General features: G+C 59.7%; 28 protein-coding genes and 1 tRNA gene. 22 read left to right on the top strand and 7 right to left on the bottom strand.

Annotation, left to right across the window (positions count from 1 at the left end):
* The first annotated feature begins 52 nt into the window (after positions 1–52).
* A complete protein-coding gene (locus PSEST_RS07235) occupies positions 53–511 on the top strand; it encodes a TlpA family protein disulfide reductase (RefSeq protein WP_015276348.1) in 459 nt (152 codons plus the stop codon).
* Positions 512–521: 10 nt separating this feature from the next.
* On the opposite strand, the gene PSEST_RS07240 is transcribed toward PSEST_RS07235, so the two are convergent.
* The 4 genes from PSEST_RS07240 to PSEST_RS07255 form a co-directional block, all read right to left on the bottom strand.
* Entirely contained in the window at positions 522–1,094 is a 573-nt protein-coding gene (locus PSEST_RS07240) for a lytic transglycosylase domain-containing protein (protein WP_015276349.1), read from the bottom strand.
* A 5-nt stretch (positions 1,095–1,099) separates the two neighbouring features.
* Positions 1,100–2,032, bottom strand: coding sequence for a hypothetical protein (locus PSEST_RS07245; protein WP_015276350.1), 933 nt, complete (start codon positions 2,030–2,032; stop codon positions 1,100–1,102).
* A 9-nt stretch (positions 2,033–2,041) separates the two neighbouring features.
* Positions 2,042–3,757 carry a proline--tRNA ligase gene (locus tag PSEST_RS07250; protein ID WP_015276351.1) on the bottom strand — a complete coding sequence of 572 codons (1,716 nt, stop codon included), beginning with the start codon at positions 3,755–3,757 and terminating at the stop codon, positions 2,042–2,044.
* Positions 3,758–3,917: 160 nt separating this feature from the next.
* Positions 3,918–5,174, bottom strand: coding sequence for an OprD family porin (locus PSEST_RS07255; protein ID WP_015276352.1), 1,257 nt, complete (start codon positions 5,172–5,174; stop codon positions 3,918–3,920).
* A 431-nt stretch (positions 5,175–5,605) separates the two neighbouring features.
* On the opposite strand from PSEST_RS07255, the gene PSEST_RS07260 reads away from it, so the two are divergent.
* Positions 5,606–6,031 carry an HIT family protein gene (locus tag PSEST_RS07260; RefSeq protein ID WP_015276353.1) on the top strand — a complete coding sequence of 142 codons (426 nt, stop codon included), beginning with the start codon at positions 5,606–5,608 and terminating at the stop codon, positions 6,029–6,031.
* Entirely contained in the window at positions 6,031–6,237 is a 207-nt protein-coding gene (locus PSEST_RS07265) for a SlyX family protein (protein ID WP_015276354.1), read from the top strand. The genes PSEST_RS07260 and PSEST_RS07265 overlap by 1 nt, the downstream gene beginning before the upstream one ends.
* 48 nt (positions 6,238–6,285) lie before the next feature.
* Here the strand turns inward: PSEST_RS07265 and PSEST_RS22515 are convergent, their stop codons facing one another.
* The gene (locus tag PSEST_RS22515) at positions 6,286–6,900 is read right to left on the bottom strand and encodes a cold-shock protein (protein ID WP_015276355.1); all 615 of its coding nucleotides are present in this window, start codon (positions 6,898–6,900) and stop codon (positions 6,286–6,288) included.
* A 265-nt stretch (positions 6,901–7,165) separates the two neighbouring features.
* Positions 7,166–7,636, bottom strand: a complete 471-nt coding sequence (locus tag PSEST_RS07275) for a Dps family protein (RefSeq protein ID WP_015276356.1) — start codon at positions 7,634–7,636, stop codon at positions 7,166–7,168.
* Between the two features lie 345 nt (positions 7,637–7,981).
* On the opposite strand from PSEST_RS07275, the gene aspS reads away from it, so the two are divergent.
* The 17 genes from aspS to nadA all read left to right on the top strand — a co-directional run bounded on the left by aspS (position 7,982) and on the right by nadA (position 23,049).
* Entirely contained in the window at positions 7,982–9,757 is a 1,776-nt protein-coding gene (gene aspS, locus PSEST_RS07280) for an aspartate--tRNA ligase (RefSeq protein ID WP_015276357.1), read from the top strand.
* A gap of 150 nt (positions 9,758–9,907) precedes the next feature.
* On the top strand, positions 9,908–10,657 hold the full coding sequence (locus PSEST_RS07285) for a YebC/PmpR family DNA-binding transcriptional regulator (protein WP_015276358.1): 750 nt from the start codon (positions 9,908–9,910) through the stop codon (positions 10,655–10,657).
* Between the two features lie 155 nt (positions 10,658–10,812).
* Positions 10,813–11,337 carry a crossover junction endodeoxyribonuclease RuvC gene (gene ruvC / locus PSEST_RS07290; protein WP_015276359.1) on the top strand — a complete coding sequence of 175 codons (525 nt, stop codon included), beginning with the start codon at positions 10,813–10,815 and terminating at the stop codon, positions 11,335–11,337.
* A gap of 73 nt (positions 11,338–11,410) precedes the next feature.
* Entirely contained in the window at positions 11,411–12,016 is a 606-nt protein-coding gene (gene ruvA, locus PSEST_RS07295) for a Holliday junction branch migration protein RuvA (protein ID WP_015276360.1), read from the top strand.
* Between the two features lie 3 nt (positions 12,017–12,019).
* Positions 12,020–13,072 (top strand): Holliday junction branch migration DNA helicase RuvB, encoded by a 1,053-nt coding sequence (gene ruvB, locus PSEST_RS07300; RefSeq protein WP_015276361.1) that lies wholly within the window; start codon positions 12,020–12,022, stop codon positions 13,070–13,072.
* A 51-nt stretch (positions 13,073–13,123) separates the two neighbouring features.
* A complete protein-coding gene (gene ybgC, locus PSEST_RS07305) occupies positions 13,124–13,567 on the top strand; it encodes a tol-pal system-associated acyl-CoA thioesterase (protein ID WP_015276362.1) in 444 nt (147 codons plus the stop codon).
* 2 nt (positions 13,568–13,569) lie between these two features.
* Complete coding sequence (gene tolQ, locus PSEST_RS07310) at positions 13,570–14,262, top strand: protein TolQ (protein WP_015276363.1); 693 nt, start codon at positions 13,570–13,572, stop codon at positions 14,260–14,262.
* An 11-nt stretch (positions 14,263–14,273) separates the two neighbouring features.
* Positions 14,274–14,714, top strand: coding sequence for a protein TolR (gene tolR, locus PSEST_RS07315; protein WP_015276364.1), 441 nt, complete (start codon positions 14,274–14,276; stop codon positions 14,712–14,714).
* Positions 14,714–15,715: a cell envelope integrity protein TolA gene (gene tolA / locus PSEST_RS07320; protein WP_015276365.1), complete on the top strand. Its 1,002-nt coding sequence runs from the start codon at positions 14,714–14,716 to the stop codon at positions 15,713–15,715. Before tolR ends, tolA begins: the two co-directional genes overlap by 1 nt.
* On the top strand, positions 15,712–17,013 hold the full coding sequence (gene tolB / locus PSEST_RS07325) for a Tol-Pal system beta propeller repeat protein TolB (RefSeq protein ID WP_015276366.1): 1,302 nt from the start codon (positions 15,712–15,714) through the stop codon (positions 17,011–17,013). The genes tolA and tolB overlap by 4 nt, the downstream gene beginning before the upstream one ends.
* A gap of 48 nt (positions 17,014–17,061) precedes the next feature.
* Positions 17,062–17,565: a peptidoglycan-associated lipoprotein Pal gene (gene pal, locus PSEST_RS07330; RefSeq protein ID WP_011913905.1), complete on the top strand. Its 504-nt coding sequence runs from the start codon at positions 17,062–17,064 to the stop codon at positions 17,563–17,565.
* A 6-nt stretch (positions 17,566–17,571) separates the two neighbouring features.
* Positions 17,572–18,387: a tol-pal system protein YbgF gene (gene ybgF, locus PSEST_RS07335; protein ID WP_015276367.1), complete on the top strand. Its 816-nt coding sequence runs from the start codon at positions 17,572–17,574 to the stop codon at positions 18,385–18,387.
* A gap of 122 nt (positions 18,388–18,509) precedes the next feature.
* Positions 18,510–19,151 (top strand): 7-carboxy-7-deazaguanine synthase QueE, encoded by a 642-nt coding sequence (gene queE, locus PSEST_RS07340; RefSeq protein ID WP_041756942.1) that lies wholly within the window; start codon positions 18,510–18,512, stop codon positions 19,149–19,151.
* A 51-nt stretch (positions 19,152–19,202) separates the two neighbouring features.
* The gene (gene queC / locus PSEST_RS07345) at positions 19,203–19,877 is read left to right on the top strand and encodes a 7-cyano-7-deazaguanine synthase QueC (protein ID WP_015276369.1); all 675 of its coding nucleotides are present in this window, start codon (positions 19,203–19,205) and stop codon (positions 19,875–19,877) included.
* A gap of 96 nt (positions 19,878–19,973) precedes the next feature.
* Positions 19,974–20,049, top strand: a tRNA-Lys gene (locus PSEST_RS07350).
* A 200-nt stretch (positions 20,050–20,249) separates the two neighbouring features.
* Positions 20,250–21,746: an acetyl-CoA hydrolase/transferase family protein gene (locus PSEST_RS07355; protein ID WP_015276370.1), complete on the top strand. Its 1,497-nt coding sequence runs from the start codon at positions 20,250–20,252 to the stop codon at positions 21,744–21,746.
* A 244-nt stretch (positions 21,747–21,990) separates the two neighbouring features.
* On the top strand, positions 21,991–23,049 hold the full coding sequence (gene nadA / locus PSEST_RS07360) for a quinolinate synthase NadA (protein ID WP_015276371.1): 1,059 nt from the start codon (positions 21,991–21,993) through the stop codon (positions 23,047–23,049).
* Between the two features lie 41 nt (positions 23,050–23,090).
* On the opposite strand, the gene PSEST_RS07365 is transcribed toward nadA, so the two are convergent.
* Complete coding sequence (locus PSEST_RS07365; protein ID WP_015276372.1) at positions 23,091–24,521, bottom strand: M48 family metalloprotease; 1,431 nt, start codon at positions 24,519–24,521, stop codon at positions 23,091–23,093.
* Between the two features lie 110 nt (positions 24,522–24,631).
* Between PSEST_RS07365 and PSEST_RS07370 the strand changes: the two genes are divergently transcribed.
* Positions 24,632–24,883, top strand: coding sequence for a sulfurtransferase TusA family protein (locus PSEST_RS07370; RefSeq protein ID WP_015276373.1), 252 nt, complete (start codon positions 24,632–24,634; stop codon positions 24,881–24,883).
* A 21-nt stretch (positions 24,884–24,904) separates the two neighbouring features.
* Entirely contained in the window at positions 24,905–25,981 is a 1,077-nt protein-coding gene (locus PSEST_RS07375) for an AI-2E family transporter (RefSeq protein WP_015276374.1), read from the top strand.
* Positions 25,982–25,997: the final 16 nt, after the last annotated feature.

A 25,997-nucleotide genomic window follows, 5' to 3' on the forward strand; every position in this document is an offset into this window, starting at 1 on the left:
GCTGGCGGCATGGACGCTGTATCCTCCGGGTGCCTACGCAAGAGAGCCTCTTATGACCAAGCCTTTTGTCACATCCTTGCTCCTGCTTGCCTGTCTGTTGCTCTCCGCCTGCGAAAAGGATTGGGGCGTCGATCAGCACGGGCAGGAGATCACCGCTGCGCATTTGCAGGGTAAGTGGTTGTTGATCAATTACTGGGCCGAATGGTGCGGGCCCTGTCGTACCGAGATACCAGAACTTAATACCCTGGCTATGTCTGAGCACAATCTGGAGGTGCTCGGGGTCAACTTCGATGAGCTGCGTGGTGAGGAGCTTGCAGAAGCTGCCGAGGCGCTGGGGATTCGCTTTCGCGTGCTCAGCGACGATCCCGCCGAACGGCTGAAATTGTCACGCAGCGAAGTGCTGCCGGTGACCTACCTTGTTGACGATAAAGGCGCTGTTCGAGAGCGTCTGATCGGCGAGCAAAGCGCTGCCGGGATACTCGCGCATCTGGAGAGATTGAGAGGCGAGTAGCGCGGGCGCGTCATGGTTTGACGTACCAGAAGTCCTGCCAGAACCCGATCACCTTGGCGGGGTAGCGGTTCTTGCCCAAGCTTCCGTTATAGCGCGCCAGCGCTCGATTGATGTCGCCGTTTTCCTTCTTCAGGTAATAACTGAGGATGGTGCAGCCATAGCGAAGATTGGTGGCGTTGTCGGTAAGGTTATCCTGAGGTCGTCCTAGTTCGGCTTTCCAGAAAGGCATGACCTGCATCATGCCTTGGGCTCCGACACTGGAAATGGCGAAGCGGTCGAAGAGGCTTTCGGCATGGATCAACGCCAGCACCAGTTCGGGCTTCAGGCCCGCCTTGCTTGCCTCGCGATGCACCAGCCGGAGAATCGACAGCCTTTCTTCGGCATCCGGCACGTAGCGCTTGAGTCGGCCGGACATGTCTACCAGCCAGACTTCCGCATCGAAGCGATCCTGAAAGCTGTCCGCCTCGGCCACGGTCCGTTGCATGAGATCGCGCAGCTCCGGCTCTGGAGCCTGGCGGATGTTGGCGGTTGCCGGCAGGGCGCACGCAAGCAGCAGGGCGAGCAGAAGAGCGGACGTCTTCATTGGTCTCAGTTCCCGCTGCTGCCTTCGATCAGGCTCTGCAGAAACTCTTGCTGCAGCTCGGGGTCGTTGCGTGTCAGCTCGATCAGGCTCTGCTCAAGCTCGCTCGCTTCCTCTTCCAGACCCAATTCAGACAGGCGTCGAACGCGGTGCACCCATTGCGCTACATCGTCGCCCTCGAGATCGTTGAAAATCAGGTCGTGCGCTTCCTGCAACTTGCCGCGCAGCTTGTGGCTGACCAGCAGGGTCGCATCTGCTCGCGTGCCGTCCTGGCTATCTTCGACCGACAACTGCAGCTTGCCGATCTGCGCAACATCCTGATCGGCGAAAGGGCCATCCAGCAGATTGAGGCGCAGAACGCCGTGGCGATCGGTGGACAGTTCATGGGTGTCCCGTCCGGCAATGACTGTCACTGGCCGCTCGGCCCAAGGCAGGCTGGTGTATTCGAGTCGCGCATCCCGGCGCTGCTCATTGAGGCTGGCCAGGTTCTGTTGCGAGCGCCCATTCGACTCGACGTTCATGAACGGGTTGATGCCGGCGAACCCGTAGCTGATCCAGCCGCGGGTGGCGCGTTCTGGAACGTTGCCGAGCATCACCACGTTAAGCACGTTGGCACCTACGCCGGCGACTACTGCGACGATACCCATAGGGATTTCGTACAGCTCGCGCCAGGGTTGGTAGGGAGTGTATCGATCGTAACGACGCGTGACCTCGAAGTCAGTGACTTCGAAGGTCTTCTGCTCCTGCACACGGATGCGCCGTTGCGGCAGCTCCAGTACCTGAGGCTCACCAAGCTCGATGCGCAGGCTATGGTCGAGCAGCTTGCGCTCGGTGCGCGCCTCATGCTCGCTGCGTTGCGGCAAGTGGTTAGCGCAGCCACCAAGGAGCAGCGCCGCACCAATGGCGACGCTGGTTGAAACGACAACACGTCGGTTAAACATGGTTTCCGATCAGCGATTAGCACGCGAGTTGATGAAAGACAGGATTTCAGCTGCCGCGACCGGCTGAGGTTGGGCGTCACGGCGGTGTTTGTATTCCAAGGTGCCGTCAGCCAACCCGCGATCGCTGATTACGATCCGATGCGGAATGCCGATCAGCTCCATGTCGGCGAATTTGACGCCGGGACTGGTCTTTTTGTCACGGTCGTCGAGCAGCACTTCGTAGCCGGCCGCGATGAGTTCGGCGTAAAGCTTGTCAGTCGCCTCTTTCACCACCTCGTTTTCGTACTTCATCGGCACCAGGGCGATCTGGAAGGGAGCGAGTGCGTCCGGCCAGAGGATGCCGCGATCATCGTAGTTCTGCTCGATCGCAGCGGCTACCACACGGGATACGCCGATGCCGTAGCAGCCCATGATCAGCGTGGCCGGCTTGCCGTTCTCGCCCATCACCTGGCAGTTCATGGCTTCGCTGTATTTCGTGCCGAGCTGGAAGATGTGTCCGACTTCGATGCCGCGCTTGATGACCAGTTTGCCCTGACCATCCGGGCTCGGATCGCCAGCGACGACGTTGCGCAGGTCGGCGATCTGCGGCAGCGGCAGGTCGCGCTCCCAATTCAGGCCGAAGTAGTGCTTGTCGTCGATATTGGCGCCGGCGCCGAAATCGCTCATCAGTGCGGCAGAGCGATCAATCACGCAGGGGATCGGCAGATTCAGTGGGCCGAGCGAGCCGGGGCCGGCACCAATGGTCGCGCGGATTTCTGCTTCGGTGGCGAATACAAGTGGGCTGGCAACCTGCTCGAGGTTCGCGGCCTTGATTTCATTGAGCTCATGGTCGCCGCGCACGATCAGGGCGATAAGTTGGCCTTTTTCGATGCCGTGGACGACCAGCGTCTTAACGGTCTTCTCGATTGCCAGGTCAAACTGTTCAACCAGTTCGATGATTGTCTTGGCGTTAGGTGTGTCGACCAGACGCAGCTCTTCGCTGGCCGCTCCACGTTCGGTTTCGCGCGGAATGGCTTCGGCCTTCTCGATATTGGCGGCGTAGTCGGAGGTGTCGCTGAAGGCGATGTCATCCTCGCCGGACTCTGCCAATACGTGAAACTCATGGGAGCCGGTTCCGCCAATGGAGCCGGTGTCCGCCTGCACGGGACGGAAGTCGAGGCCGAGGCGAGTGAACACGTTGCAGTACGCCTGATGCATGCGGTCGTAGGTGTCCTGCAGCGACTCCTGAGTCAGATGGAAGGAGTAGGCGTCCTTCATCAGGAATTCGCGGCCACGCATCAGACCGAAACGCGGGCGTATCTCGTCACGGAATTTGGTCTGGATCTGGTAGAAGTTGATCGGCAGCTGCTTGTAGCTGTGGAGCTCATTGCGTGCCAGGTCAGTAATGACCTCTTCATGGGTTGGGCCGACGCAGAACTCGCGGTTATGGCGATCCTTCAGTCGCAGCAGCTCCGGGCCGTACTGTTCCCAGCGACCGGATTCCTGCCAAAGCTCAGCCGGCTGGATAGCGGGCATCAGCACTTCCAAGGCACCAGCTTTGTTCATTTCCTCGCGAACGATGGCCTCGGCCTTGCGCAGTGCACGCAGTCCCATCGGCATCCAGGTATACAGTCCCGAGGCCAGCTTGCGGATCATTCCGGCGCGCAGCATCAGTTGATGGCTGATAACCACTGCATCGGATGGGGTTTCTTTGAGGGTCGAGAGCAGGAACTGACTGGTGCGCATGTGGCCGTTATGTCCTTGCAGAGGCTGAAATTTAGCTCGGCATTGTACGGCGCGCGTGGTGCTGCGTATAGGATCGACATGGCCGCTGGGCTCGGCGTAGAAACGAAGAGCCCGGCTTTCGCCGGGCTCAGTTTTGCATCGAATCAACTGTGCAGCTGGGTTACAGGATGCTCAGCGGGTATTCGACGAACGCGCGGATCTCGTTCAGATCCGGGCTGTAGTACTCGCGCATATCGCTGTTGGAGCGATAGATCGAGTTACGCAGTTTCAGCGACAGGTCTTTTGCCGGGCCGCTCTGTACGACGTACTGGACCTGGTTGAAGAACTCGCGCTCCTTACCTTCGCCGGTGCCGGTGTCTACGTTGTCGCCGTAGACGTAGGCAGTTTTCCAGAACAGGCCGGGAACGCCGTAACCGCTGAAGTCCAGCTCATAGCTGGCCTGCCAGGAGCGTTCGTCCTTGGAGTTGAAGTCGGAGTAGTAGGAGTTGGCTACCCAGATGGAGCCGCCGCCGTCGCCGATGTCGTATTCGTAGTTGCCGTCGCCAGTCACGCGCTGATGGGCGAGGATGAAAGCGTGTGAGCCGACAGAATACTTGGCTGCAAGGCTCCAGATCGTGGTGTCTTGAGTCTCGCCGAAGGCTTGCTTGTCGTATTTATTGTCGTAAATGTTGAAGTCGAAAGCCAAAGACTGAGCGTCAGCGAAAGGCATGACGTAGTTGATATTGGCGTACTTCTTCTTGGCGACATCTTCGTTGTCTGCGTAATACAGGGAGGCGCTCAGGTTGTCATTGAATGCATAGGTGCCACCTATGACGTCAATGCTCTTGAGAGTCCGGTCTAGGTAGTTAAGCGAGTCGCGGCTAGAGGTTTGCATCGCGCTGTCCGCAGTGAAGCGGCCAGCATTCAGCTCCAAGCCTTCAATCTCGTTACTGGTGATCAGTGTGCCGGTGAATGACTCAGGCAGCAGGCGCGAATCGTCATATGCCAGAACTGGCATGGACGGGAACTGGTTGCCGTACTTGATCACGGTGTTGGAGAACTGTGCCTTGATGGCTGCGCCGGCCTGCGAGAGGTCGCGCTCCGGATCGCCATTGGAGTCGCGCTCGAACATTGCGCCATAGGTGTAGCCGCGGCCGCCATCAAGCCGAACGCCCAACAACCCATAGGCATCCACACCTACTCCGATTGTGCCTTGTGTGAAGCCGGACTCGAAGGTAGTGATGAAGCCTTGGCCCCAGCTGCGAACGTCGCCGGCGCCGTCCTTGTAGTCACGATTGAAATAGGTGTTGCGCAGCAACAGATCAAGGCTCGCGTCCTCGACGAAACCCTTGGATTCCGATTGCTGGCTGGCCAGCGCCATCTGGGAGGTGCCCGCCGCTACGGCCAGGGCGATTACGCTCCACTTCATCACTTTCATTGTGATTGCTCCTTTGGTTTAAAAACGGTGCTTACCTTCCGCGGTTGCGCGGAAAGGGTGCAACTTCTTAGTCCTGCATCGGGCTTTGCCAGTCATGGCCGCTGTCGCGAAATAAAGCCATCCAGAGACTTTACTGTTTAGCTCTAGTGGTGCGCTAGAGCAAGCAATGTGTGTTTCTTTGCGGTGCTTCAAGCCTCTTTCAGGTCCCCGTGCACTCTGCTAGCAAAAAGCGTACTCAAATTCGCTCTGCGCTCATTCGTTGCCTTCGCCGCCGCTTTTCCTTCGAATATGCACCAGGAGCGCGCGGTGTCACTGCAGCCAGGCACCGTTGCTGTGCGCTGTAGAGCTTGTTGTGCGGTGTGCATGGAGTATCCTTTTTCGATCGCAGTGCAGCAGTACGCACTTTCATTTTCGGTTCGCAGGGGAGTTATATGTTCGTACTCGATTCGCGTCTGGAGCAGGATACGTTGCTGCTTGGTGACTTCCCGCTCTGCCGGTTGTTGTTGATGAACGATGCGCAATATCCGTGGTTCATCCTGGTGCCGCGTCGTGAAGAGGTTAGTGAGTTGTTCCAGCTTGACACTGCGGATCAACAAGCACTGTGGCAAGAGGCCACGTCGCTGGCCGAGACGGTGAAAGACACTTTTGGGGCGGACAAGATGAACGTTGCCACTCTTGGTAATGTGGTCAGCCAGCTGCACGTTCACGTCATTGCAAGGCGTCGCGATGATCCCGCTTGGCCGGGACCGGTCTGGGGTAAGCATCCGGCACAGCCATACAGCGCCGAACAGGTTGCTGCGATCAGGAGCAAGCTCAAGCTGGTGCTAACCGATCACTTCCGATTTGGAGAAGGATGATGGATCTGGAGTCGCGTGTTACGGATCTGGAGACGCGTCTGGCATTTCAGGACGATACGATCCAGGCGCTGAATGATGTGCTCGTCGAGCAGCAGCGGGCCATGCAACGGATGCAGCTGCAGCTGCGCGCGTTGGCGAAGCGTCAGGAGGAGATGCAGGTGCCGCTGGACACTGGCGAGGATGAGGCCCCGCCACCGCACTATTGAAGATTGGTGTGGTGGGGAGGTGGGCTGACGCTCCCCGCCATTGAGCGCTTATCGATCCGATTCAACCGGGACGACGTCCTCTGCCTGAAGGCCTTTGTCGCGCATCATGATGCTGAACTCCACCCGCTGCCCTTCGACCAGGACGCGGTGCCCCTCTCCGCGAATCGCACGGAAATGCACAAACACGTCATCTCCGCTGTCTCGCGAGATAAAACCGAAACCCTTGGAAGTGTTGAACCACTTGACGGTGCCAGCCTCGCGACCTGCCGCTGACGGTGCGCTCGTGCCAGCGGGCTTGCGGGCCGGTTTGGGCTGCGCGCGCTGTGCTTGAGGCGTGGCCAGGTGCAGCAGTACTGCAATGAAGGCAAGCAGCAGGCTGGCCAGCGTAGCGGGCTGTCCTGCGATCTCGGGGAGCGATACGAGGACGATAAAGGATTGCAGTGCGATGGAGATCAGCAGCAGTACGGACGCTGCGATCAGTGTGGGGCGGGTCCGGGCGTCTATCAGTTGAGCGGATGGCGCAAATTGCACGTTCAGCAGGCCAAGCATCAGTAAGCAGAGGGCTTCAGGCTGCAGAAGCAGAGGCATGGCGCCGCGCAGGCTGGGAACAAAGGACAGTAACAGGGCAATGACACCCGCCAAAACATGGACGATCTTAAGCATTCTTGTATGACTCACGGTTGATAACACGACAGAAGAAGCCGCAAGGCCGGGAGCTCGTGAAAACGTTAGTCGGGCAGGGCTGAACACTGTTCGAAAAACCGCGCGGGTCCGGGCTGCAGCGCGGCGTATTTAACAGTAAAGAAGGAGGGTGCTCAAATGTGTGTTCCGCTGCTCTGGCTGAGTTCTATGGAATAGAGCGTGGCGGTGCTTTATTGGTCGCAAGGCTGGGCGGGGCGCGTAACGGCGCCCCGTCCAGGGGGGCAGCTTAGGCGGACAGCAGGCTGCGCAGCATCCAGGCGGTCTTTTCATGGCTTTGCATGCGCTGGGTCAGGAGGTCTGCGGTTGGTTCGTCATTGACCTTGTCCAGCAGCGGGAAGATGCCGCGAGCGGTGCGTACGACCGCCTCCTGGCCTTCAACCAGCAGTTTGATCATCTCTTCAGCCGAAGGGACGCCTTCTTCTTCCTTGATTGAGCTCAGGCGCGCATAGGCGGCGTAAGTGCCCGGTGCCGGGAAGCCCAGGGTCCGGATGCGTTCGGCAATATCGTCCACCGCGAGGGCGAGTTCGGTGTACTGGGTTTCGAACATGGTATGCAGCGTGTTGAACATCGGCCCGGTAACGTTCCAGTGGAAGTTGTGGGTCTTCAAGTACAAGGTATAGGTGTCGGCGAGCAGGCGAGACAGGCCCTCGGCGATGGCTGCCCGGTCCTGTTCAGCGATGCCAATGTTGATTTCCATGTTTTTCTCCTGATGGATGGTTCAGTTATTAGTTATGCCAGAAAACTGCATGGCTTTGTGAAGCGATGCGCCTCTGGCTCAACACTCGTGGTTTTGGAAGGCCTGGATGGATGAGGGGTTCCGTCCGCAAGAATTCGAATCCCCGGGGCAACGGCTGCGCCGAGGTAATTATGCAGATATAATCTCGCGCTTATGCCCGGCGGCCTCTGCGCAAGCCGCAGCGCCTGGTGTCATCTGCGGTAACGCTTGCGGCAAGCGCCGCTTGCTCAGAGCAGCAACGGGGCTGTCAGCCTGTCGCGGCTCTAGCGCCCCATCGAATTCAAGATACGAGAAGCGAACTCCACCATGATGCGCAGCCACTATTGCGGCCAACTGAACGAAAGCCTGGACGGCCAGGAAATCACTCTTTGCGGCTGGGTACATCGCCGTCGTGACCATGGCGGGGTGATCTTCCTCGACGTGCGTGATCGTGAGGGCCTGGCTCAGGTGGTCTTCGATCCCGATCGCGCGGAAACCTTCGCCACTGCGGACAAGGTGCGTAGCGAGTATGTGGTGAAGATCACCGGCAAGGTGCGCCTGCGCCCGGCTGGTGCGGTGAACCCGAACATCGCTTCTGGTGCCATCGAAGTCCTCGGTTACGAGCTGGACGTGCTCAACGATGCGGAGACGCCGCCGTTCCCGCTCAACGAGTACAGCGATGTTGGCGAAGAGACGCGGCTGCGCTATCGCTTCATCGACCTGCGTCGTCCGGAAATGGCCGAGAAGCTCAAGCTGCGTTCGCGTATCACCGCCAGCATTCGCCGCTACCTGGATGAAAATGGTTTCCTGGATGTGGAAACCCCGATCCTGGGCCGCCCGACGCCCGAAGGCGCCCGTGACTATCTGGTACCCAGCCGTACCCATGCTGGTAACTTCTTCGCTCTGCCGCAGTCGCCGCAGCTGTTCAAGCAGCTGCTGATGGTTGCCGGTTTCGACCGCTACTACCAGATCGCCAAGTGCTTCCGCGACGAAGACCTGCGCGCTGATCGCCAGCCCGAGTTCACCCAGATCGACATCGAGACCAGCTTCCTCGACGAAGCGGACATCATCGATATCACCGAAGGCATGATCCGTAAGCTGTTCAAGGAAGTGCTGGATCTGGAGTTTGGTGAGTTCCCGCACATGCCGTTCGAAGAGGCCATGCGTCGTTACGGCTCGGACAAGCCCGACCTGCGCATTCCGCTTGAATTGGTGGATGTGGCCGATCAGCTCAACGCCGTCGAGTTCAAGGTGTTTTCGGGTCCGGCCAATGATCCGAAGGGGCGCGTCGCTGCCCTGCGCGTTCCGGGTGCGGCGAGCATGCCGCGCAGCCAGATCGACGACTACACCAAGTTCGTCGGCATCTACGGCGCCAAGGGCCTGGCCTACATCAAGGTCAACGAGCGCGCCAAGGGTGTCGAAGGTCTGCAGTCGCCGATCGTCAAGTTCATCCCGGAAGACAACCTCAACGTGATCCTCGATCGCGTGGGTGCGGTCGATGGCGACATCGTCTTCTTCGGTGCCGACAAGGCGAAGATCGTCTCCGAGGCGCTGGGCGCGCTGCGTATCAAGATCGGTCACGACCTCAAGCTGCTGACCTGTGACTGGGCGCCGCTGTGGGTGGTCGACTTCCCGATGTTCGAGGAGAACGATGACGGCTCGCTGAGCGCGCTGCACCACCCGTTTACCGCGCCGAAGTGCACGCCGCAGGAGCTGGAGGCCAACCCGGCTGCCGCTCTGTCGCGTGCCTACGACATGGTCCTCAATGGTACCGAACTGGGTGGCGGTTCGATCCGTATTCATCGCAAGGAAATGCAGCAGACCGTGTTCCGCATTCTTGGCATCGATGAAGCCGAGCAGGAAGAGAAGTTCGGCTTCCTCCTCGATGCGCTGAAATTTGGCGCGCCGCCTCACGGTGGTCTGGCCTTCGGTCTCGATCGCCTGGTGATGCTGATGACCGGTGCGCAGTCCATTCGTGAAGTGATCGCCTTCCCGAAAACCCAGAGTGCTGCGGACGTGATGACCCAGGCACCGGGTGCGGTGGACAACAAGGCGCTACGCGATCTGCATATCCGTCTGCGCGAGCAGCCGAAGGCGGAATAAGCGCTACCCGAAGCCTGGCTCTGCCAGGCTTCTTCGTCTTGCGGCCTCGAGCCGTACAGGCGTTACGGTGATGGCCGCTTCGCCCTGATGGCTAGCAGCAGGCGGGGCGGTTATCGAGATATCCGATTCAGTCGAAGAATGGAGTGAGTTATGGCTGGTCATTCCAAATGGGCCAATATCAAGCACCGCAAAGAGCGCCAGGACGCTAAGCGAGGCAAGATTTTCACTAAGTTGATCCGTGAGCTGACCGTGGCGGCCAAGCATGGCGGCGGCGTGCCGGCGGATAACCCGCGTCTGCGTCTGGCTGTCGACAAGGCGCTGACGGCCAACATGTCGCGTGACGTCATCGATCGCGCCATCGCACGGGGCGCAGGCTCCAGCGAGGCGGACAACATGACCGAGCTGAGCTACGAGGGTTACGCGCCAAGCGGCGTGGCCATCATCATCGAGGCCATGACCGACAATCGCAACCGTACTGCGGCCGAAGTGCGCCATGCCTTCAGCAAGAACGGCGGCAACCTCGGTACTGATGGCTCAGTCGCCTATATGTTTGATCGCAAGGGTCAGATCAGCTATGCGCCTGGTGTCGATGAAGATGCATTGATGGAGGCGGCGCTGGAGGCGGGTGCGGACGATGTCGTCAGTCAGGAGGATGGCTCGGTCGAAATCTATACCAGCTTTGCCGATTTCCTCTCGGTCAACGAGGCGCTGACGCAGGCTGGCTTCAAGGGTGACGAGGCCGAAGTGGCGATGATCCCCTCCATCATGGCGCCCATCACCGATGTTGAGACGGCGCAAAAGGTTCTGCGTCTGATCGATGCGCTGGAAGATCTGGATGACGTGCAGAACGTCTACCACAACGCGGAGATCTCCGACGAGATCATGCAGCAGTTGGGGTGAGCGACAACGCCATTCGTAGCCGGGAGTCGCATAAATGTGCTCCCGGCTTTTTTACGGCTGGCGCATTTAGCGGGGTGCCGGCCTAGTGCTCGGTGGCGGATCAGGCAGCGGCTCCGTATACTCGCCACTGGATAAATAGACAGCACGGCCAAGGCATGACGCTGATTTTGGGTATCGATCCCGGCTCTCGGATTACCGGTTACGGCGTTGTGCGCGACACTGGCCGCGGGTGTGAATATGTCGCGTCCGGTTGCATTCGTACCGGCACTGGCGAATTGCCCGAGCGGCTTCGTGCCGTATTTAGTGGAGTCAGCGAGGTCATCCGAACCTACGGTCCGGTGACCATGGGCATCGAGCAGGTGTTCATGGCGCGCAATGCCGACTCAGCGCTGAAACTCGGCCAGGCCCGTGGGGCGGCGATCGTCGCCGGTGCCGAAGCGGGGCTGCAGATCGCCGAATACACCGCGACGCAGGTCAAGCAGGCGATCGCTGGAACCGGTGGCGCGGACAAGCAGCAGGTGCAGATGATGGTCATGCACCTGCTCAAGCTTCTGGAAAAACCACAGATCGATGCGTCTGATGCGCTGGCGATTGCGCTGTGTCACGCCCATCACCGGCAGAGCCTGATTCCACACGGTCTGGTCGGCGCCAAACGGCGAGGCGGGCGGTTGCGTCTGTAGTCGGCGCAAGTATTTTTGGTTGGACGAATAATCGACTGGTCGCCAGAAATGGGATGGCCATGGAGGACACAGATTGATCGGACGTTTGCGCGGCACGCTGGCGGAAAAGCAACCGCCGCATCTGATTCTCGACGTAAACGGCATTGGCTATGAGGTCGAGGTGCCGATGACGACGTTGTACCGCCTGCCAGCGGTTGGTGAGCCGTTGACGCTGCATACGCACCTCGTCGTGCGCGAAGATGCACAACTACTTTATGGCTTCGCCGAAAAGCGCGAGCGCGAACTTTTCCGCGAGCTGATCCGTTTGAACGGCGTTGGTCCCAAGCTGGCGCTGGCATTGATGTCCGGGTTGGAGGTTGATGAGCTGGTGCGTTGCGTGCAGGCGCAGGACACTTCGGTCCTGGTACGCATACCAGGCGTCGGCAAGAAAACCGCCGAGCGGCTCCTGGTCGAGCTGAAGGATCGCTTCAAAGCGTGGGAAGCCATGCCTGCGATAGCGACCTTCGTGGTTGAACCCGGGAGCAAAACGGCAGTCACAAGCGCCGAGAATGATGCGGTCAGCGCGTTGATCTCCCTGGGCTTCAAGCCGCAGGAAGCCAGCCGTGCAGTGTCCGCCATACAGGAAGATGATTTGAGCAGTGAAGAAATGATCCGTCGCGCCCTAAAGGGTATGGTGTAAACCATGATCGAAGCGGATCGTATCGTCACTGCAGGCAGTCGCGATCGCGACGAACAACTGGATCGCGCGATTCGGCCACTCAAACTGGCCGAGTACATCGGGCAGCCGGTCGTTCGCGAGCAGATGGACCTCTTCATTCGTGCCGCCAAGGGCCGCCAGGAAGCGCTCGATCACACGCTCATCTTTGGTCCGCCGGGGCTGGGCAAGACCACATTGGCGAACATCATCGCCGAAGAGATGGGAGTTTCGATCAAGAGCACATCCGGACCAGTGCTCGAGCGGCCGGGTGACCTGGCCGCATTGCTGACCAACCTGGAGGCCGGCGACGTGCTGTTCGTCGACGAAATCCACCGGCTCTCGCCCATCGTTGAGGAAGTGCTGTATCCGGCGATGGAAGATTTTCAGCTGGACATCATGATCGGCGAGGGGCCGGCGGCGCGTTCGATCAAACTGGATTTGCCGCCATTCACCCTCGTGGGTGCCACCACCCGTGCCGGCATGCTGACCAATCCGTTGCGCGATCGCTTCGGTATCGTCCAGCGGCTGGAGTTCTACTCCACCGAGGACCTGGCGACCATCGTCAGCCGCTCGGCCAGCATTCTGGGTCTGCCAACCGAGCCCGAAGGTGCGTTCGAGATCGCTCGAAGAGCGCGTGGGACTCCGCGAATCGCCAACCGACTGTTACGCCGCGTGCGCGATTTCGCCGAGGTGCGCGGTCGCGGCGAGATCACCCGGCAGATCGCCGACCTCGCGCTGAACATGCTCGATGTCGACGAGCGAGGCTTCGATCATCAGGACCGCCGGTTGCTGCTGACGCTGATCGAGAAGTTCGATGGCGGCCCGGTGGGAATCGACAGTTTGGCCGCCGCGATCAGCGAAGAACGGCATACCATCGAGGACGTCCTCGAGCCCTACCTCATCCAGCAGGGCTACATCATGCGCACGCCGCGCGGCCGGGTCGTCACTCGTCACGCCTATCTCCATTTCGGCCTCAACCTGCCTAAACGCATGGGCGACGCGCCGACCCCGGATCTGTTCGATGGCGACATAGTTTGACGAAAATATTGTTGTCTTACCCGATTGGCATTTACAGGGCCGAGCACTAGTATGCGCGCGCAAGCCGGAGCTGAAATCTTCACCCACCGCTGTCGAGTCTATTACGAGGACACCGATGCGGGCGGCATTGTCTATTACGTCAATTACCTCAAATTCATGGAGCGAGCTCGTACCGAGCGGTTGCGCAGTCTGGGATTCGCCCAGTCGCAGCTGGCCGGTGAAGACTTGCTATTCGTCGTGCATTCGGTCGAGGCGCGGTACCGCGCTCCGGCACGGCTGGACGATGAATTGCTGGTTACGGCCGAGGTGATTGAGTTGAATCGAGCCAGCCTGCGTTTTCGCCAGCAGGTCCGGCGTGCGGTAGATGATGTTCTGCTTTGTGAGGGGCAGGTGCTGGTGGCCTGCGTGCGTGCCGAAAGTTTGAAACCCCGAGCCATTCCCGAAGCGCTGCGTGCCGCCTTCGCCGGTTCGGGTCTATCCCCTGCAGGAGAGTAAGCGTGGAAGCCAACGTCGACCATATGTCCATGTGGAGCCTGATCAGCAACGCCAGCTTCGTGGTGCAGCTGGTTATGCTGATACTTGTAGGCGCTTCGGTGACCTCATGGATTCTGATTTTTCAGCGCGGCAATATGCTGCGCGCAGCGAAACGAGCGCTCGATACTTTCGAAGAGCGCTTCTGGTCGGGTATCGATCTGTCCAAGCTGTATCGTCAGGCGGGCAGCAATCCTGACCCGGACTCGGGCGTCGAGCAGATCTTTCGCGCCGGCTTCAAGGAATTTTCCCGTCTGCGCCAGCAGCAGGGCGTCGATCCTGATGCAGTGATGGACGGCGTCAACCGCGCCATGCGCGTGGCGATTTCCCGTGAAGAGGAAAAGCTCGAACAAAGCTTGCCGTTCCTGGCGACAGTTGGTTCCACCAGCCCTTACATCGGCCTGTTCGGCACCGTTTGGGGCATCATGAACTCGTTTCGTGGCCTGGCCCAGGTTCAGCAGGCCACGCTGGCAACCGTCGCGCCGGGTATCGCCGAGGCGCTGATTGCTACCGCGATCGGTCTGTTCGCAGCGATTCCTGCGGTCATCGCCTACAACCGTTTCGCTGCCCGCGGCGAGATGCTCATTGGTCGTTATTACACGTTCGCCGATGAGTTCCAGGCCATCCTCCACCGCAAAGTTCACACCACCGAAGACTGAGGCCCACGGCCATGGCCAGAATCCGCAACAGACGCAAGCCCGTCGCCGAGATGAACGTGGTGCCTTACATCGACGTGATGCTGGTACTGCTGGTCATCTTCATGGTGACGGCGCCGATGCTCAATCAGGGCGTCAAGGTCGATCTGCCCAAGGTCAGCAGTGAAGCCCTGCCGCAGGACAACGACAAGCAAGTGCTGACGATCTCCATCAAGGCAGACAAGACCTACTACTGGAACGTTGGCAGCGAGGTCGATACCGAAAGCAAGGGCAACGAGGCTGTCGCATTGGCCGACATGACGCAGGCCGTGGTCGCGATCATGCGTCAGCGCCCGGATACCCAGGTGTTCATCCGTGGCGATCGGGCCGTGGATTACGGCTCGGTCATGGCTGCCATGGGTGGTTTGCAGGAAGCCGGCGTCGGTAATGTCGGCCTGATCACCGAGGCACCTTGATGCAGCAGCGTGACTCGTCGCCTTCGCAGAGTTATTTCTGGCCGACCGTGCTGGCGGTCGGCCTGCACATCATTATCTTCGGCATGTTGTTCGTCAGCTTCTCGATGACACCCGAGCTGCCCCCTTCCAAGCCGATCGTGCAGGCAACCCTGTACCAGTTGAAGTCCCAGAGTCAGGCAACTACTCAGACCAACCAGAAGATCGCGGGCGAAGCGAAGAAGACCGCCGCCAAACAGTTCGAAAGCGAGCAGATGGAGCAGCGCAAGGTCGAGCAGGAGAAGCAGGCCGCTGCCGCTCGTGCTGCGGAACAAAAGAAGGCCGAAGAGGCTCGAAAGGCCGATGCGGCGAAAGCTGCAGCCGAGAAGGCCGCGGCGGCGAAGAAGGCGGAGGAGGCCAAGAAGGTCGAGCAACAGAAGCAGGCCGAGATCGCCAAGAAGAAGGCCGCCGAAGATCTCGCCAAGCAGAAGGCTGCAGAGGAAGCGAAGAAGAAAGCTGCCGAAGAAGCCAAGCGTAAGGCGGCGGAAGAGGCCAAGAAAAAAGCTGCAGCTGAAGCGGCAAAGAAAAAGGCGGCAGAAGACGCGAAGAAGAAAGCCGCGGCGGATGCAGCGCGCAAGGCGGCGGAAGACAAGAAGGCCCAGGCGCTTGCCGAGCTGCTGTCTGATACCACTGAGCGTCAGCAGGCGTTGGCCGACACCCACGGCGACCAGGTCGCCGGTAACTTTGACGATCTGATTCGGTTGCGTGCGGCAGAAGGTTGGACCCGTCCGCCGTCGGCGCGTAACAACATGACCGTGCAGCTTCAGGTAAACATGCTTCCAGATGGCACCATTACCAACGTCAGTGTCTCGCGCTCCAGCGGTGACGTGCCATTCGATAACTCTGCGGTTGCCGCAGTTAAGAACATCGGTCGGCTGACTGAAATGCAGGGCCTGAGCCCGCAGGACTTCCAGCCTTACCGGTCATTCAAAATGACATTTACGCCTGAGGATCTTGCGTTGTGATCAATTCCATTCGAGGTCTACTTGTCCTGCTTTGCTGCCTTGCGGGAATAGCGGTGGCGCAGGAAAAAAATATCGTAGTGACCAGTGGTGCCGATCGGGCGATCCCGATCGCCGTCGTGCCATTCGGCTGGCAGGGCGGTACCGTGTTGCCAGAAGACATGGCGGAAATCGTAGGCAACGACTTGCGCAATTCCGGCATCTTTCAGCCGATTCCGCGCCAGAACATGATCAGCATGCCGACACGCGGCAGCGAGATCATCTATCGCGACTGGAAAGCCCTTGGCGCCCAGTACGTGATGGTGGGCAGCATCGAGCCGGCCGGCGGCCGACTGCAGGTTCGTTACGAAGTATTCAACGTGACCACTGAACAGCAGGTCATGACCGGAACGGTCGGTGGCTCGCCGGACCAGCTGCGCGACATGGCCCACCATGCGGCCGACCAGTCTTTCGAGAAGCTGACCGGCATCAAGGGGGCGTTTTCCACCCGCCTGCTTTATGTCACCGTCGAGCGGCTGGGCGGTGCGAACACCCGCTACACGCTGCAGCGCTCCGACTATGACGGTGCGCGCGCCGTAACCTTGCTGCAATCGCGCGAGCCGATTCTCTCGCCGCGCTATTCGCCGGACGGTCGTCGTATTGCCTACGTTTCGTTCGAGCAAAAGCGCCCGCGGATCTTCGTTCAGCATATCGACACTGGCCGCCGCGAGCAGATCACCAACTTCGAGGGGCTGAACGGTGCTCCGGCATTCTCGCCTGATGGCAATCGCCTCGCATTCGTGCTGTCCAAAGACGGCAACCCCGAGATCTACGTCATGGACCTCGGCTCGCGTCAGTTGCAGCGCCTGACCAATCACTACGCAATCGACACCGAACCCTTCTGGGGCGCGGATGGTCAAACGATCTACTTCACCTCCGATCGCGCTGGCAAGCCGCAGGTGTACAAGCAGCGGCTGGGCAGCAACTCGGCTGAGCGAGTGACGTTCGTTGGTAACTACAACGCTAACCCGAAGCTGTCAGCTGACGAGAAAACGCTGGTGATGATTCACCGTCAGGACGGCTATACCAACTTCAAGGTCGCTGCGCAGGATCTACAGCGCGGCAACCTGCGGATACTTTCGGATACCAGTCTGGATGAGTCTCCCACTGTTGCGCCTAATGGCACCATGCTAATCTACGCCACCCGCCAGCAGGGCCGGGGAGTCTTGATGCTCGTGTCCATCAACGGACGCGTTAGGCTCCCGCTTCCAACAGCTCAAGGCGAAGTCCGAGAGCCGTCCTGGTCCCCTTACCTGAACTGATGCGGTATCAACGCTTTTTAACCAAAAACACACCTGGGGTTGTTACACATGGAAATGCTGAAATTCGGTAAGTTCACCGCTCTGGCTCTGGCCATGGCTGTTGCTGTCGGTTGTTCCTCCAAGGGCGGCGACGATTCTGGCGAAGGCTCGGGCGCGATCGATCCGAATGCCGGTTACGGTGCTGATTCGGGCGCCATCGACGGCAGCATGAGCGAAGAAGCTGCTCTGCGCGCCATCACTACCTTCTACTTCGAGTACGACAGTTCCGACCTGAAGCCGGAAGCCATGCGCGCTCTGGACGTTCATGCCAAGGACCTGAAAGGCAACGGCGCTCGCGTCGTTCTGGAAGGCCACACCGACGAGCGTGGTACTCGCGAGTACAACATGGCTCTGGGTGAGCGTCGTTCCAAGGCCGTACAGCGTTACCTGGTACTGCAGGGCGTTTCCCCGGCTCAGCTGGAGCTGGTTTCCTACGGCGAAGAGCGTCCGGTTGCCATGGGCAACGACGAGCAGTCCTGGGCTCAGAACCGTCGCGTCGAACTGCGTAAGTAATTCGATATGCGCAAGTACCGCCACGCTCTGACTTTTACAGTGCTCGGCCTGCCGCTCTATGGGGTGGCCCAAGTGCCGGTTGTGGATTATGAGCAGGGTGCCGCTAGCGGCAACTCTGGTTACTCCACGGCCGCGCCGAGCGGTGACGGTGCCTATGCCGGAGGTGGGGCTGCTGCTCCATCTTCGGCGCAGGGCATGCTCTTCATGCAGTTACAGCAGATGCAGGAAGAGATCGCGCAATTGCGCGGCATGCTTGAGGAACAACAGAATCAGATCCAGCGCCTGCAACAAGAGGGGCTGGAACGTTATCAGGATCTGGATCGACGCTTGTCGAGCGGGTCCGCGGCTGGGAGTAATCAGTCTGCGCCTTCACGGGATGAGCCATCCATAGCTGGAAACACCGGCGCGCCCGCAGCTAGCCCAGGCCGGACACAGGGCGGGTCCAGCGATCCTGCTCAAGAGAAGCTCTACTACGATGCCGCTTTCGACCTTATCAAAGCGAAAGACTTCGATAAGGCGAGCCAGGCTTTCGCGGCGTTCCTGCGAAAGTACCCTGACAGTCAGTACGCGGGTAACGCGCAGTATTGGCTTGGTGAGGTGAATTTGGCCAAAGGCGATCTGCAAGGTGCCGGTCAGGCCTTTGCTCGGGTCAGTCAGGCTTATCCGCAGCACAACAAGGTGCCGGATTCGCTCTATAAGCTGGCCGATGTCGAGATCCGCCTGGGTAACCGGGACAAGGCTCAGGGTATTTTGCGGCAGGTTATCGCCCAATACCCGAACACCTCGGCAGCACAATTGGCCCAGCGGCAGCTCAATCGCTGAGCCTCAGCTTGGCATTCACGAACTAAACCCGCCCATTGGGCGGGTTTTTTCGTTAGAATCGCCGCCCCTATTTCCCGCAACGGAGGCGGATGGCCTGTTTAGCCGTCACGCCCGTGGCTGATATGACCCTGCGAATTACTGAGATTTTCTACTCGCTGCAGGGGGAGACGCGAACCAGTGGCCTGCCTACTGTGTTCGTTCGCCTGACCGGCTGTCCCCTGCGCTGTCAATATTGCGATACCGCCTATGCCTTCAGCGGCGGCGAGCTGATGAGCATCGACGCAATCGTCGAGCGTGTTGCCGCCTACAATCCCCGTTACGTCTGCGTGACGGGTGGTGAGCCACTGGCCCAGCCCAATTGTGTGCCCTTGCTGCAGCGTTTGTGCGATGCGGGATATGAGGTGTCGCTCGAAACCAGCGGTGCGCTCGACATTTCTGTAGTGGATGAGCGAGTCAGCCGCGTGGTTGATCTGAAAACACCGGGTTCCGCCGAGGTTGCGCGCAATCGCTATGAGAATATCGCCTCTCTCACGCAAAACGATCAGGTGAAGTTCGTCATCTGCTCGCGCGAAGACTATGACTGGGCGGTCAGTAAGCTGATCGAATATGGTCTGGATCGACGCGCCGGCGAGGTTCTGTTTTCCCCAAGTCACGGTCAGGTTGATGTCCGTGCACTGGCTGACTGGATCGTCGCCGACAACCTGCCGGTACGCTTGCAGCTGCAGCTGCACAAGATCATCTGGAACGACGCACCTGGCCACTGAGCATGTTGCGTCGGAGGCGGGTTCGCCTATTCAGCTCGAGGGTATCGTGAAATGAGTGAGCAGAAAGCAGTCATCCTATTGTCGGGCGGGCTTGATTCGGCGACGGTCGTGGCGATGGCCCGTGATCAGGGTTATGCCTGCTATACGATGAGCTTCGACTACGGACAGCGTCATCGTGCCGAACTGCAGGCTGCCGAGCGAGTTGCCGCGCAGTTAGGTGTGGTCGAGCACAAGGTTATCGGGCTCAACCTCAATGGCATCGGTGGTTCAGCGCTGACCGACGATAGCATCGACGTGCCTGAGGTTCCCGGTGAGGGAATTCCTGTCACCTATGTCCCTGCACGCAATACCGTTTTCCTTTCGCTCGCGCTTGGGTGGGCGGAGGTCCTTGGCGCTCGTGATATCTTCATCGGCGTCAACGCAGTGGACTATTCCGGTTATCCGGACTGTCGGCCGGAGTTCGTGGCCGCGTTCGAGCATATGGCGAATCTGGCCACCAAGGCCGGCGTTGAAGGGCAGGGGTTTCGCATCCAGGCTCCGCTGCAGCAGCTCAGCAAAGCGAAGATCGTCCAGGAGGGGTTTCGCCTGGGTGTCGATTATGCGATGACGGTGTCGTGCTATCAGGCGGACGCTGACGGGCGCGCTTGCGGTAAGTGCGACAGCTGTCGGCTGCGTGCCGCCGGTTTTGCGGAGGCCGGAGTGGCTGATCCCACGCGCTATTTCTAACGCGACAGACTGATGGATGCGCGCAAGAACGGGCGAATTTTTTTTAAAAAAAAAGTTTGTTTTCATCAATCAAATCAGTATCATGCGCCCCGCATTGGGTCGTTAGCTCAGTTGGTAGAGCAGTTGGCTTTTAACCAATTGGTCGTAGGTTCGAATCCTACACGACCCACCAAATTGCTCCCGAGAGAGCACAAGAAGCCGGATACCCGCAAGGGCATCCGGCTTTTTTAATGGCCGCAGTTTCGCGTTGCCGCGCGCTGCTACGTTCGGTCATAAGAAGCGTTTTTCTCTACGACCTTAGTAGGTGGCTCAAGCGTTTTTAAACGTAATAGACTGCGGCCCCTTCCGATTTTCCGTTGGTTCGAGGCTCAAATGTATTCTGATCGTATCCGCTTGTCCTCTCTGCAGAACAAGGTCATGAGCGCCCACGAGGCCGCTGCCCTTATTCGCGACGGCATGACCGTTGGCATGAGTGGTTTTACCCGTGCTGGCGAAGCCAAAGCCGTGCCCCTGGCGCTTATTGATCGCGCCAAGGACGAGAAGCTACAGATCAGCCTGGTGACGGGTGCCAGCCTGGGCAACGATCTCGACGGCAAAATGGCTTCGGCCGGCTTGCTGGCGCGCCGCATGCCGTTCCAGGCAGATCCGGTACTGCGCAAGGCGATCAACGCGGGCGAGGTCATGTTCATCGACCAGCACCTGTCGCATACCGTCGAGCAGATGCGCAACCATCAGATCAAGCGTCCGGATGTCACCATCATCGAGGCGCTGTGCATTACCGAGCAGGGCCACATCGTTCCGACCACTTCCGTGGGCAACTCGGCCAACCTGGCCATGTTCGCCGACCAAGTGATTATCGAGCTGAACCTGGCACACAACCTCAACCTCGAAGGCTTGCACGACATCTACTTCCCGGGCGAGCGTCCGAATCGCGGTCCGATTCCGCTGACCCAGGTCGACGACCGTATCGGCACTGCCGCAATTCCGGTCGATCCGGCCAAGATCGCAGCGATCGTCATCACCAACCAGCCGGATTCCTACTCCACCGTCACGCCGCCGGACGAAGAAACCCAGGCCATCGCCAATCACCTGGTCGAGTTCTTCAAGAGTGAAGTGGCTGCTGGCCGCATGGCGAAGAACCTCGGTCCGATGCAGGTCGGCATCGGCAATATCGCCAACGCCGTAATGTGCGGTCTGATCGACTCGCCGTTCGAAGACCTGGTCATGTACTCCGAAGTGCTGCAGGACTGCACCTTCGAGCTGATCGACGCCGGCAAGATGAGCTTTGCTTCCGGCTGCTCGATCACTCTTTCCGAGCGTTGCAATGATCGCGTATTCGGCAACCTGGAGAAGTACAAGGACAAGCTGGTGCTGCGTCCGCAGGAGATCTCCAACCATCCGGAGCTGGTGCGTCGTCTTGGCATCATCGGCATCAACACTGCGCTCGAGTTCGACATCTACGGCAACGTCAACTCCACCCACGTGGGCGGCACCAAGATGATGAACGGTATCGGCGGTTCGGGCGATTTCGCGCGTAACGCTCACATGGCCGTCTTCGTGACCAAGTCGATCGCCAAGGGTGGCAACATCTCCAGCGTCGTGCCGATGGTTGCTCACGTTGACCACACCGAGCATGACGTCGAGATTCTGGTTACCGAGCAAGGCCTGGCTGACCTGCGTGGCCTGGCTCCGCGTGAGCGTGCGCGCGTCATCATCGACAATTGCGTGCATCCGTCCTACCGCGACGTGCTCAACAAGTACTTCGAGGACGCCTGCAAGAAGGGTGGTCAGACACCGCACCTGCTGGGTGAAGCCATGCAGTGGCACATCAATCTGGAAGAACGTGGACACATGCTCAAGGGCGAGTGATCCAACAGAACCGCCGGCTTTTCAGCCGGCGGTTTCATTTATGGGGTGCAATGCCCTGCTTCGCTCGAATCCCGCCACGCTTTCCCTTTTCCAAAGGCTTCGGCTAGTATTCCTGCCCCGTTGAACGGCAGGAGTCGTGTCTGAATCCTGCACCTTCCGTCCTTAACGACAAGTCGAGCAGGCTTGCTCAGGCCGCCATACCTTCGGCGCTTCGTGCAATCCCGTGCTGGCAGGACCCGCGACCATGACGCAGATACCCGAACGCATCCTCGTGCAGGCTCATCTGGCGGCCAAGCAACCCAAGCCGCTCACTCCTGAGCAAGAAGCGCAGTTGCGCAGTGAAATCGCTGTGGAATTGAAGCGTCAGAACGCAGTTCTGGTCGCGCATTACTACACCGATCCGGTAATCCAGGCGCTGGCGGAAGAAACCGGCGGCTGCGTATCCGATTCCCTGGAAATGGCACGCTTCGGCAATGAGCATCCGGCGCAGACGGTGCTGGTCGCCGGCGTGAAGTTCATGGGGGAGACGGCGAAGATCCTCAACCCCGAGAAGCGCGTGCTGATGCCGACGCTCGAAGCCACCTGCTCGCTCGATCTGGGCTGCCCGGTCGATGAGTTCTCGGCCTTCTGCGATCAGCATCCCGAGCGCACAGTGGTGGTCTACGCCAACACCTCGGCGGCGGTGAAGGCGCGTGCTGATTGGGTGGTGACATCCAGCTGCGCACTGGAGATCGTCGAGAGCCTGATGGATAACGGCGAGAAGATCATCTGGGCGCCGGACAAGCATCTTGGCAATTACGTGCAGCGCGAGACCGGTGCCGACATCCTGCTCTGGGATGGCGCCTGCATTGTCCACGAGGAGTTCAAGGCCAAGCAGCTGGCCGATATGAAGGCGCTGTATCCGGATGCGGCGATACTCGTGCATCCCGAGTCACCGCAAGCTGTAGTCGAGCTTGCCGACGCAGTGGGCTCGACAAGTCAGCTCATCAAGGCGGCGCAAACATTGCCGCAGCAAACGCTCATCGTCGCGACCGATCGTGGCATCTTCTACAAGATGCAGCAGCTTTGCCCGGAGAAAACGTTCATCGAGGCGCCCACCGCCGGGCAGGGTGCGAGCTGCCGTAGCTGCGCGCATTGCCCGTGGATGGCGATGAACACCCTCGAGCGAACCCTGGAGTGTCTGCGCGCGGGAAGCAACGAGATTTTCGTCGACCCGGCGCTCATACCCCGGGCCGTCAAGCCGCTCAAGCGGATGCTCGATTTCACTCAGGCTGCTCGACTCAAGCAGGCTGGCAACGCCTGAGGTTGGCACGGCGCTGATCGACCTTCAGCGCCTCCGTCGATTCAGCGCAGCATTTCCTCGACCATGCGCTTCTCGTCCATCAGCTGCTTCTGCCGTGCGTCTATTCGTGCGGAAATCTGGAAGTTGCTGGCGCGGCGTTTGGCCAGGTTGAGCTGCTCGATGCCCTGATCGTAATCGCCGACCAGTGCGAAGTACTCGGCTCGGGCCTGGTGCAGGCCGACGATATTGCCACTCAGCCCGCGCACTTCGGCGACCTGATACCAGATGTCGGGGTCTCGGCGACGCTGTTCCGCAAGCTTGTCCAGTTCGCGTTCGGCCTGCTGCGTCTCCCCTTGTTCCATCAGTAGATCGATATGCATCTGGCGCACCGGGTAATTCCCCGGATACAGCTGCAGTAGCCGCTGCAAGCGGGTCTGTGCCTGCTGCAGGCGATTGGAGGTGATGTCCAGCTCGACCTGGGCGAGGTTGTAGGTGAGGTCGTCCGGCGCCTTGGTCAGCAGCGGCGCGAGGCTGCTGCTGGCCTCAGTCAGCTGGCCTGCCTTGATCTGCGCCAGCGCCAGACCATAACGGGCTGCGTCCATTTCCGGGTTTTCGTTGAGCATTGCGCGGAAGCGTTTTGCTTCGACACCGGGGGTGCTTTCGAACTTCAGTTGCGTGCGAGCACGCATCAGCTGGTAGCGCAGGCTGTCCTGCGCGCCGCCCTGCGGGTATTGCTCCGCGCGGTTGGTGGTGTCGGCAATGCGCGACTCGCTGACGGGGTGGGTCAGCAGGAACTCTGGCGGCTTCTGATCGTAGCGATACTGGCGCATGAGTCGGCCGAACATGGATGGCATCGCGCGTGGGTCGTAACCGGCCCGCTCCAGGTTGACGATGCCGATGCGGTCTGCTTCCTGTTCATTCTGTCGGGAGAAACGGCGCTGTGCCTGAATCGCAGCGGCCTGGGTCGATACGATGGCCGCAATGCCGGCATCGCCTGCACCAGCTGCCGCGGCGACGACGCCCGCCAGCATGGCGGCCATCAGCGGCAGCTGCATGCGCTGCTGCGCTTCCAGGCCTCGGGCGAAGTGACGTTGCGAAAGGTGAGCCAGTTCGTGTGCCATGACCGAGGCGTACTCGGCCTCGGTCTGGGCGTGGATGAACAGGCCGCCGTTGACTCCGATAATGCCCCCTGGCGCGGCAAAGGCGTTCAATTGAGGGCTGTCCAGCAGAACGAATTCCAGGCGGCGGTCCTGTAGCTGGCTGGTCTCGGCCAGGCGATAAACGCTGTTCTCGACGTAATCCTTGAGCTGCGGATCGGAAAGCTGCCTGACCTGGCCGCGGAGCAGACTGAGCCAGGCGCGCCCGAGTAAATGCTCCTGTTCCGGTGAAACGATGCCCGAACTGGCATCGCCGAGCGATGGCAGATCATTGGTCAATGCCGGCTGGACAAACAGGCAGGTGAGCGTGAGCAGGGCAGGGCGCAGCAGTTTCATCCAGACAGGCTCGTTGAAGTTAGAACGGCTACTGTAGCCTTGACCTTGGCCGGCTGGCCAGAGCCCTGGTGTGCTAGGTATGCTGCGAGGCTTTTCTGTGGAGGCGAACCATGACTGACGAACAATCGCAGTCGCTCGTACACGATGCTGAAGTAGATGCCGTGGGCCTCGACTGTCCGATGCCATTGCTCAAGGCCAAGCTGGAGCTCAACCGCTTGGCCAGTGGTGCGGTGCTCAAGGTCATTGCCAGTGATCCTGGCTCGCAGCGGGACTTTCGCAGTTTTGCCAAGTTGGCCGGTCATGCGCTGCTGCGTGAGGAGACCGAGGATGGTGTTTATCGCTACTGGCTGCGCAAGGCCTGACGATTCGCTTCGAGGAAATACATGATCAAGGTACTTCGCGGTTGGATGCAGCGTTACTTCTCCGATGAGGAGGCGGTTGTTCTCGCGGTCCTGCTGTTCCTTGCCTTTGCAGCCGTACTGACCCTGGGCAAGATGCTTGCGCCGGTGTTGGCCGGGCTGGTGCTGGCGTTCCTGATGCAAGGGTTGGTCGGCACGCTGGAGCGGCTGCGCGTGCCGCATCTGGTGGCGGTCTGGCTGGTGTTCCTGATGTTCATCGGGGTCATGGTCGTGTGCACGCTGTTTATCGTGCCTTTGCTGTGGCAGCAGCTGTTGACCTTGTTCAACGAGTTGCCGCGTATGCTGGTCGAGTGGCAGTCCTTGTTGCTGCTACTGCCAGAGCGCTATCCGCAGCTGGTCACCGAAGAGCAGGTATTGCGCGGCATCGATTTCATGCGCGGCGAGATCGGACGCTATGGCCAGGTGGTACTGACATCCTCACTGTCCAGCCTGCCGTTGCTGATCGGGTTGATGATCTATCTGGTGCTGGTGCCGATCCTGGTTTTCTTCTTCCTCAAGGATCGGCAGCAGATCAGTGACTGGATCAAGGGCTACCTGCCGCGCGAGCGTGGCCTGATCACCCAGGTTTCCCAGGAAATGAATCTGCAGATCGCCAACTACATCCGTGGCAAGGTGATCGAGATCCTGATCGTGGCCGTCGTGTCCTACGCGGTCTTCGCCGCGTTGGGGCTCAACTATGCGGCGCTGATGGCGATGTTGGTGGGGATTTCCGTCGTGGTGCCGTATATCGGCGCTACCGTTGTCACCATCCCTATCGCGCTGATCGGAATATTCCAATGGGGGTTGGGCGACCAGTTCTTCTATCTGATGGTGGCCTACGCGATCATCCAGACCCTGGATGGCAACGTGCTCGTGCCGCTGCTGTTCTCCGAGGCGGTGAACCTGCATCCGGTCGCGATCATATGCGCGGTGCTGTTGTTCGGCGGTCTCTGGGGTTTCTGGGGGGTGTTCTTCGCGATCCCGTTGGCAACGCTGTTCAAAGCTGTTCTGTATGCCTGGCCGCGAGAGCCCGCCGCGGTAGTGGTTGCCCCAAGCGAATGAGCTGGGAAAGGGCTGG

The organism is Stutzerimonas stutzeri RCH2, assembly GCF_000327065.1.
GTDB classification, from domain to species: Bacteria; Pseudomonadota; Gammaproteobacteria; order Pseudomonadales; family Pseudomonadaceae; genus Stutzerimonas; species Stutzerimonas stutzeri_AE.

Excerpts from the sequence above, each read along its gene's own strand:
- PSEST_RS07250 (WP_015276351.1), bottom strand. The coding sequence starts at position 3,757 with ATGCGCACCAGTCAGTTCCTGCTCTCGACCCTCAAAGAAACCCCATCC.
- tolA (WP_015276365.1), top strand. The coding sequence starts at position 14,714 with ATGCAGCAGCGTGACTCGTCGCCTTCGCAGAGTTATTTCTGGCCGACC.
- pal (WP_011913905.1), top strand. The coding sequence starts at position 17,062 with ATGGAAATGCTGAAATTCGGTAAGTTCACCGCTCTGGCTCTGGCCATG.
- PSEST_RS07275 (WP_015276356.1), bottom strand. The coding sequence starts at position 7,636 with ATGGAAATCAACATTGGCATCGCTGAACAGGACCGGGCAGCCATCGCC.
- nadA (WP_015276371.1), top strand. The coding sequence starts at position 21,991 with ATGACGCAGATACCCGAACGCATCCTCGTGCAGGCTCATCTGGCGGCC.
- PSEST_RS07365 (WP_015276372.1), bottom strand. The coding sequence starts at position 24,521 with ATGAAACTGCTGCGCCCTGCCCTGCTCACGCTCACCTGCCTGTTTGTC.
- ybgF (WP_015276367.1), top strand. The coding sequence starts at position 17,572 with ATGCGCAAGTACCGCCACGCTCTGACTTTTACAGTGCTCGGCCTGCCG.
- PSEST_RS07245 (WP_015276350.1), bottom strand. The coding sequence starts at position 2,032 with ATGTTTAACCGACGTGTTGTCGTTTCAACCAGCGTCGCCATTGGTGCG.
- PSEST_RS07370 (WP_015276373.1), top strand. The coding sequence starts at position 24,632 with ATGACTGACGAACAATCGCAGTCGCTCGTACACGATGCTGAAGTAGAT.
- queE (WP_041756942.1), top strand. The coding sequence starts at position 18,510 with ATGACCCTGCGAATTACTGAGATTTTCTACTCGCTGCAGGGGGAGACG.
- PSEST_RS22515 (WP_015276355.1), bottom strand. The coding sequence starts at position 6,900 with ATGCTTAAGATCGTCCATGTTTTGGCGGGTGTCATTGCCCTGTTACTG.
- ruvB (WP_015276361.1), top strand. The coding sequence starts at position 12,020 with ATGATCGAAGCGGATCGTATCGTCACTGCAGGCAGTCGCGATCGCGAC.
- PSEST_RS07265 (WP_015276354.1), top strand. The coding sequence starts at position 6,031 with ATGGATCTGGAGTCGCGTGTTACGGATCTGGAGACGCGTCTGGCATTT.
- ruvC (WP_015276359.1), top strand. The coding sequence starts at position 10,813 with ATGACGCTGATTTTGGGTATCGATCCCGGCTCTCGGATTACCGGTTAC.
- PSEST_RS07285 (WP_015276358.1), top strand. The coding sequence starts at position 9,908 with ATGGCTGGTCATTCCAAATGGGCCAATATCAAGCACCGCAAAGAGCGC.
- PSEST_RS07255 (WP_015276352.1), bottom strand. The coding sequence starts at position 5,174 with ATGAAAGTGATGAAGTGGAGCGTAATCGCCCTGGCCGTAGCGGCGGGC.
- PSEST_RS07375 (WP_015276374.1), top strand. The coding sequence starts at position 24,905 with ATGATCAAGGTACTTCGCGGTTGGATGCAGCGTTACTTCTCCGATGAG.
- PSEST_RS07355 (WP_015276370.1), top strand. The coding sequence starts at position 20,250 with ATGTATTCTGATCGTATCCGCTTGTCCTCTCTGCAGAACAAGGTCATG.
- aspS (WP_015276357.1), top strand. The coding sequence starts at position 7,982 with ATGATGCGCAGCCACTATTGCGGCCAACTGAACGAAAGCCTGGACGGC.
- PSEST_RS07240 (WP_015276349.1), bottom strand. The coding sequence starts at position 1,094 with ATGAAGACGTCCGCTCTTCTGCTCGCCCTGCTGCTTGCGTGCGCCCTG.
- PSEST_RS07260 (WP_015276353.1), top strand. The coding sequence starts at position 5,606 with ATGTTCGTACTCGATTCGCGTCTGGAGCAGGATACGTTGCTGCTTGGT.
- ybgC (WP_015276362.1), top strand. The coding sequence starts at position 13,124 with ATGCGCGCGCAAGCCGGAGCTGAAATCTTCACCCACCGCTGTCGAGTC.
- queC (WP_015276369.1), top strand. The coding sequence starts at position 19,203 with ATGAGTGAGCAGAAAGCAGTCATCCTATTGTCGGGCGGGCTTGATTCG.
- PSEST_RS07235 (WP_015276348.1), top strand. The coding sequence starts at position 53 with ATGACCAAGCCTTTTGTCACATCCTTGCTCCTGCTTGCCTGTCTGTTG.
- tolR (WP_015276364.1), top strand. The coding sequence starts at position 14,274 with ATGGCCAGAATCCGCAACAGACGCAAGCCCGTCGCCGAGATGAACGTG.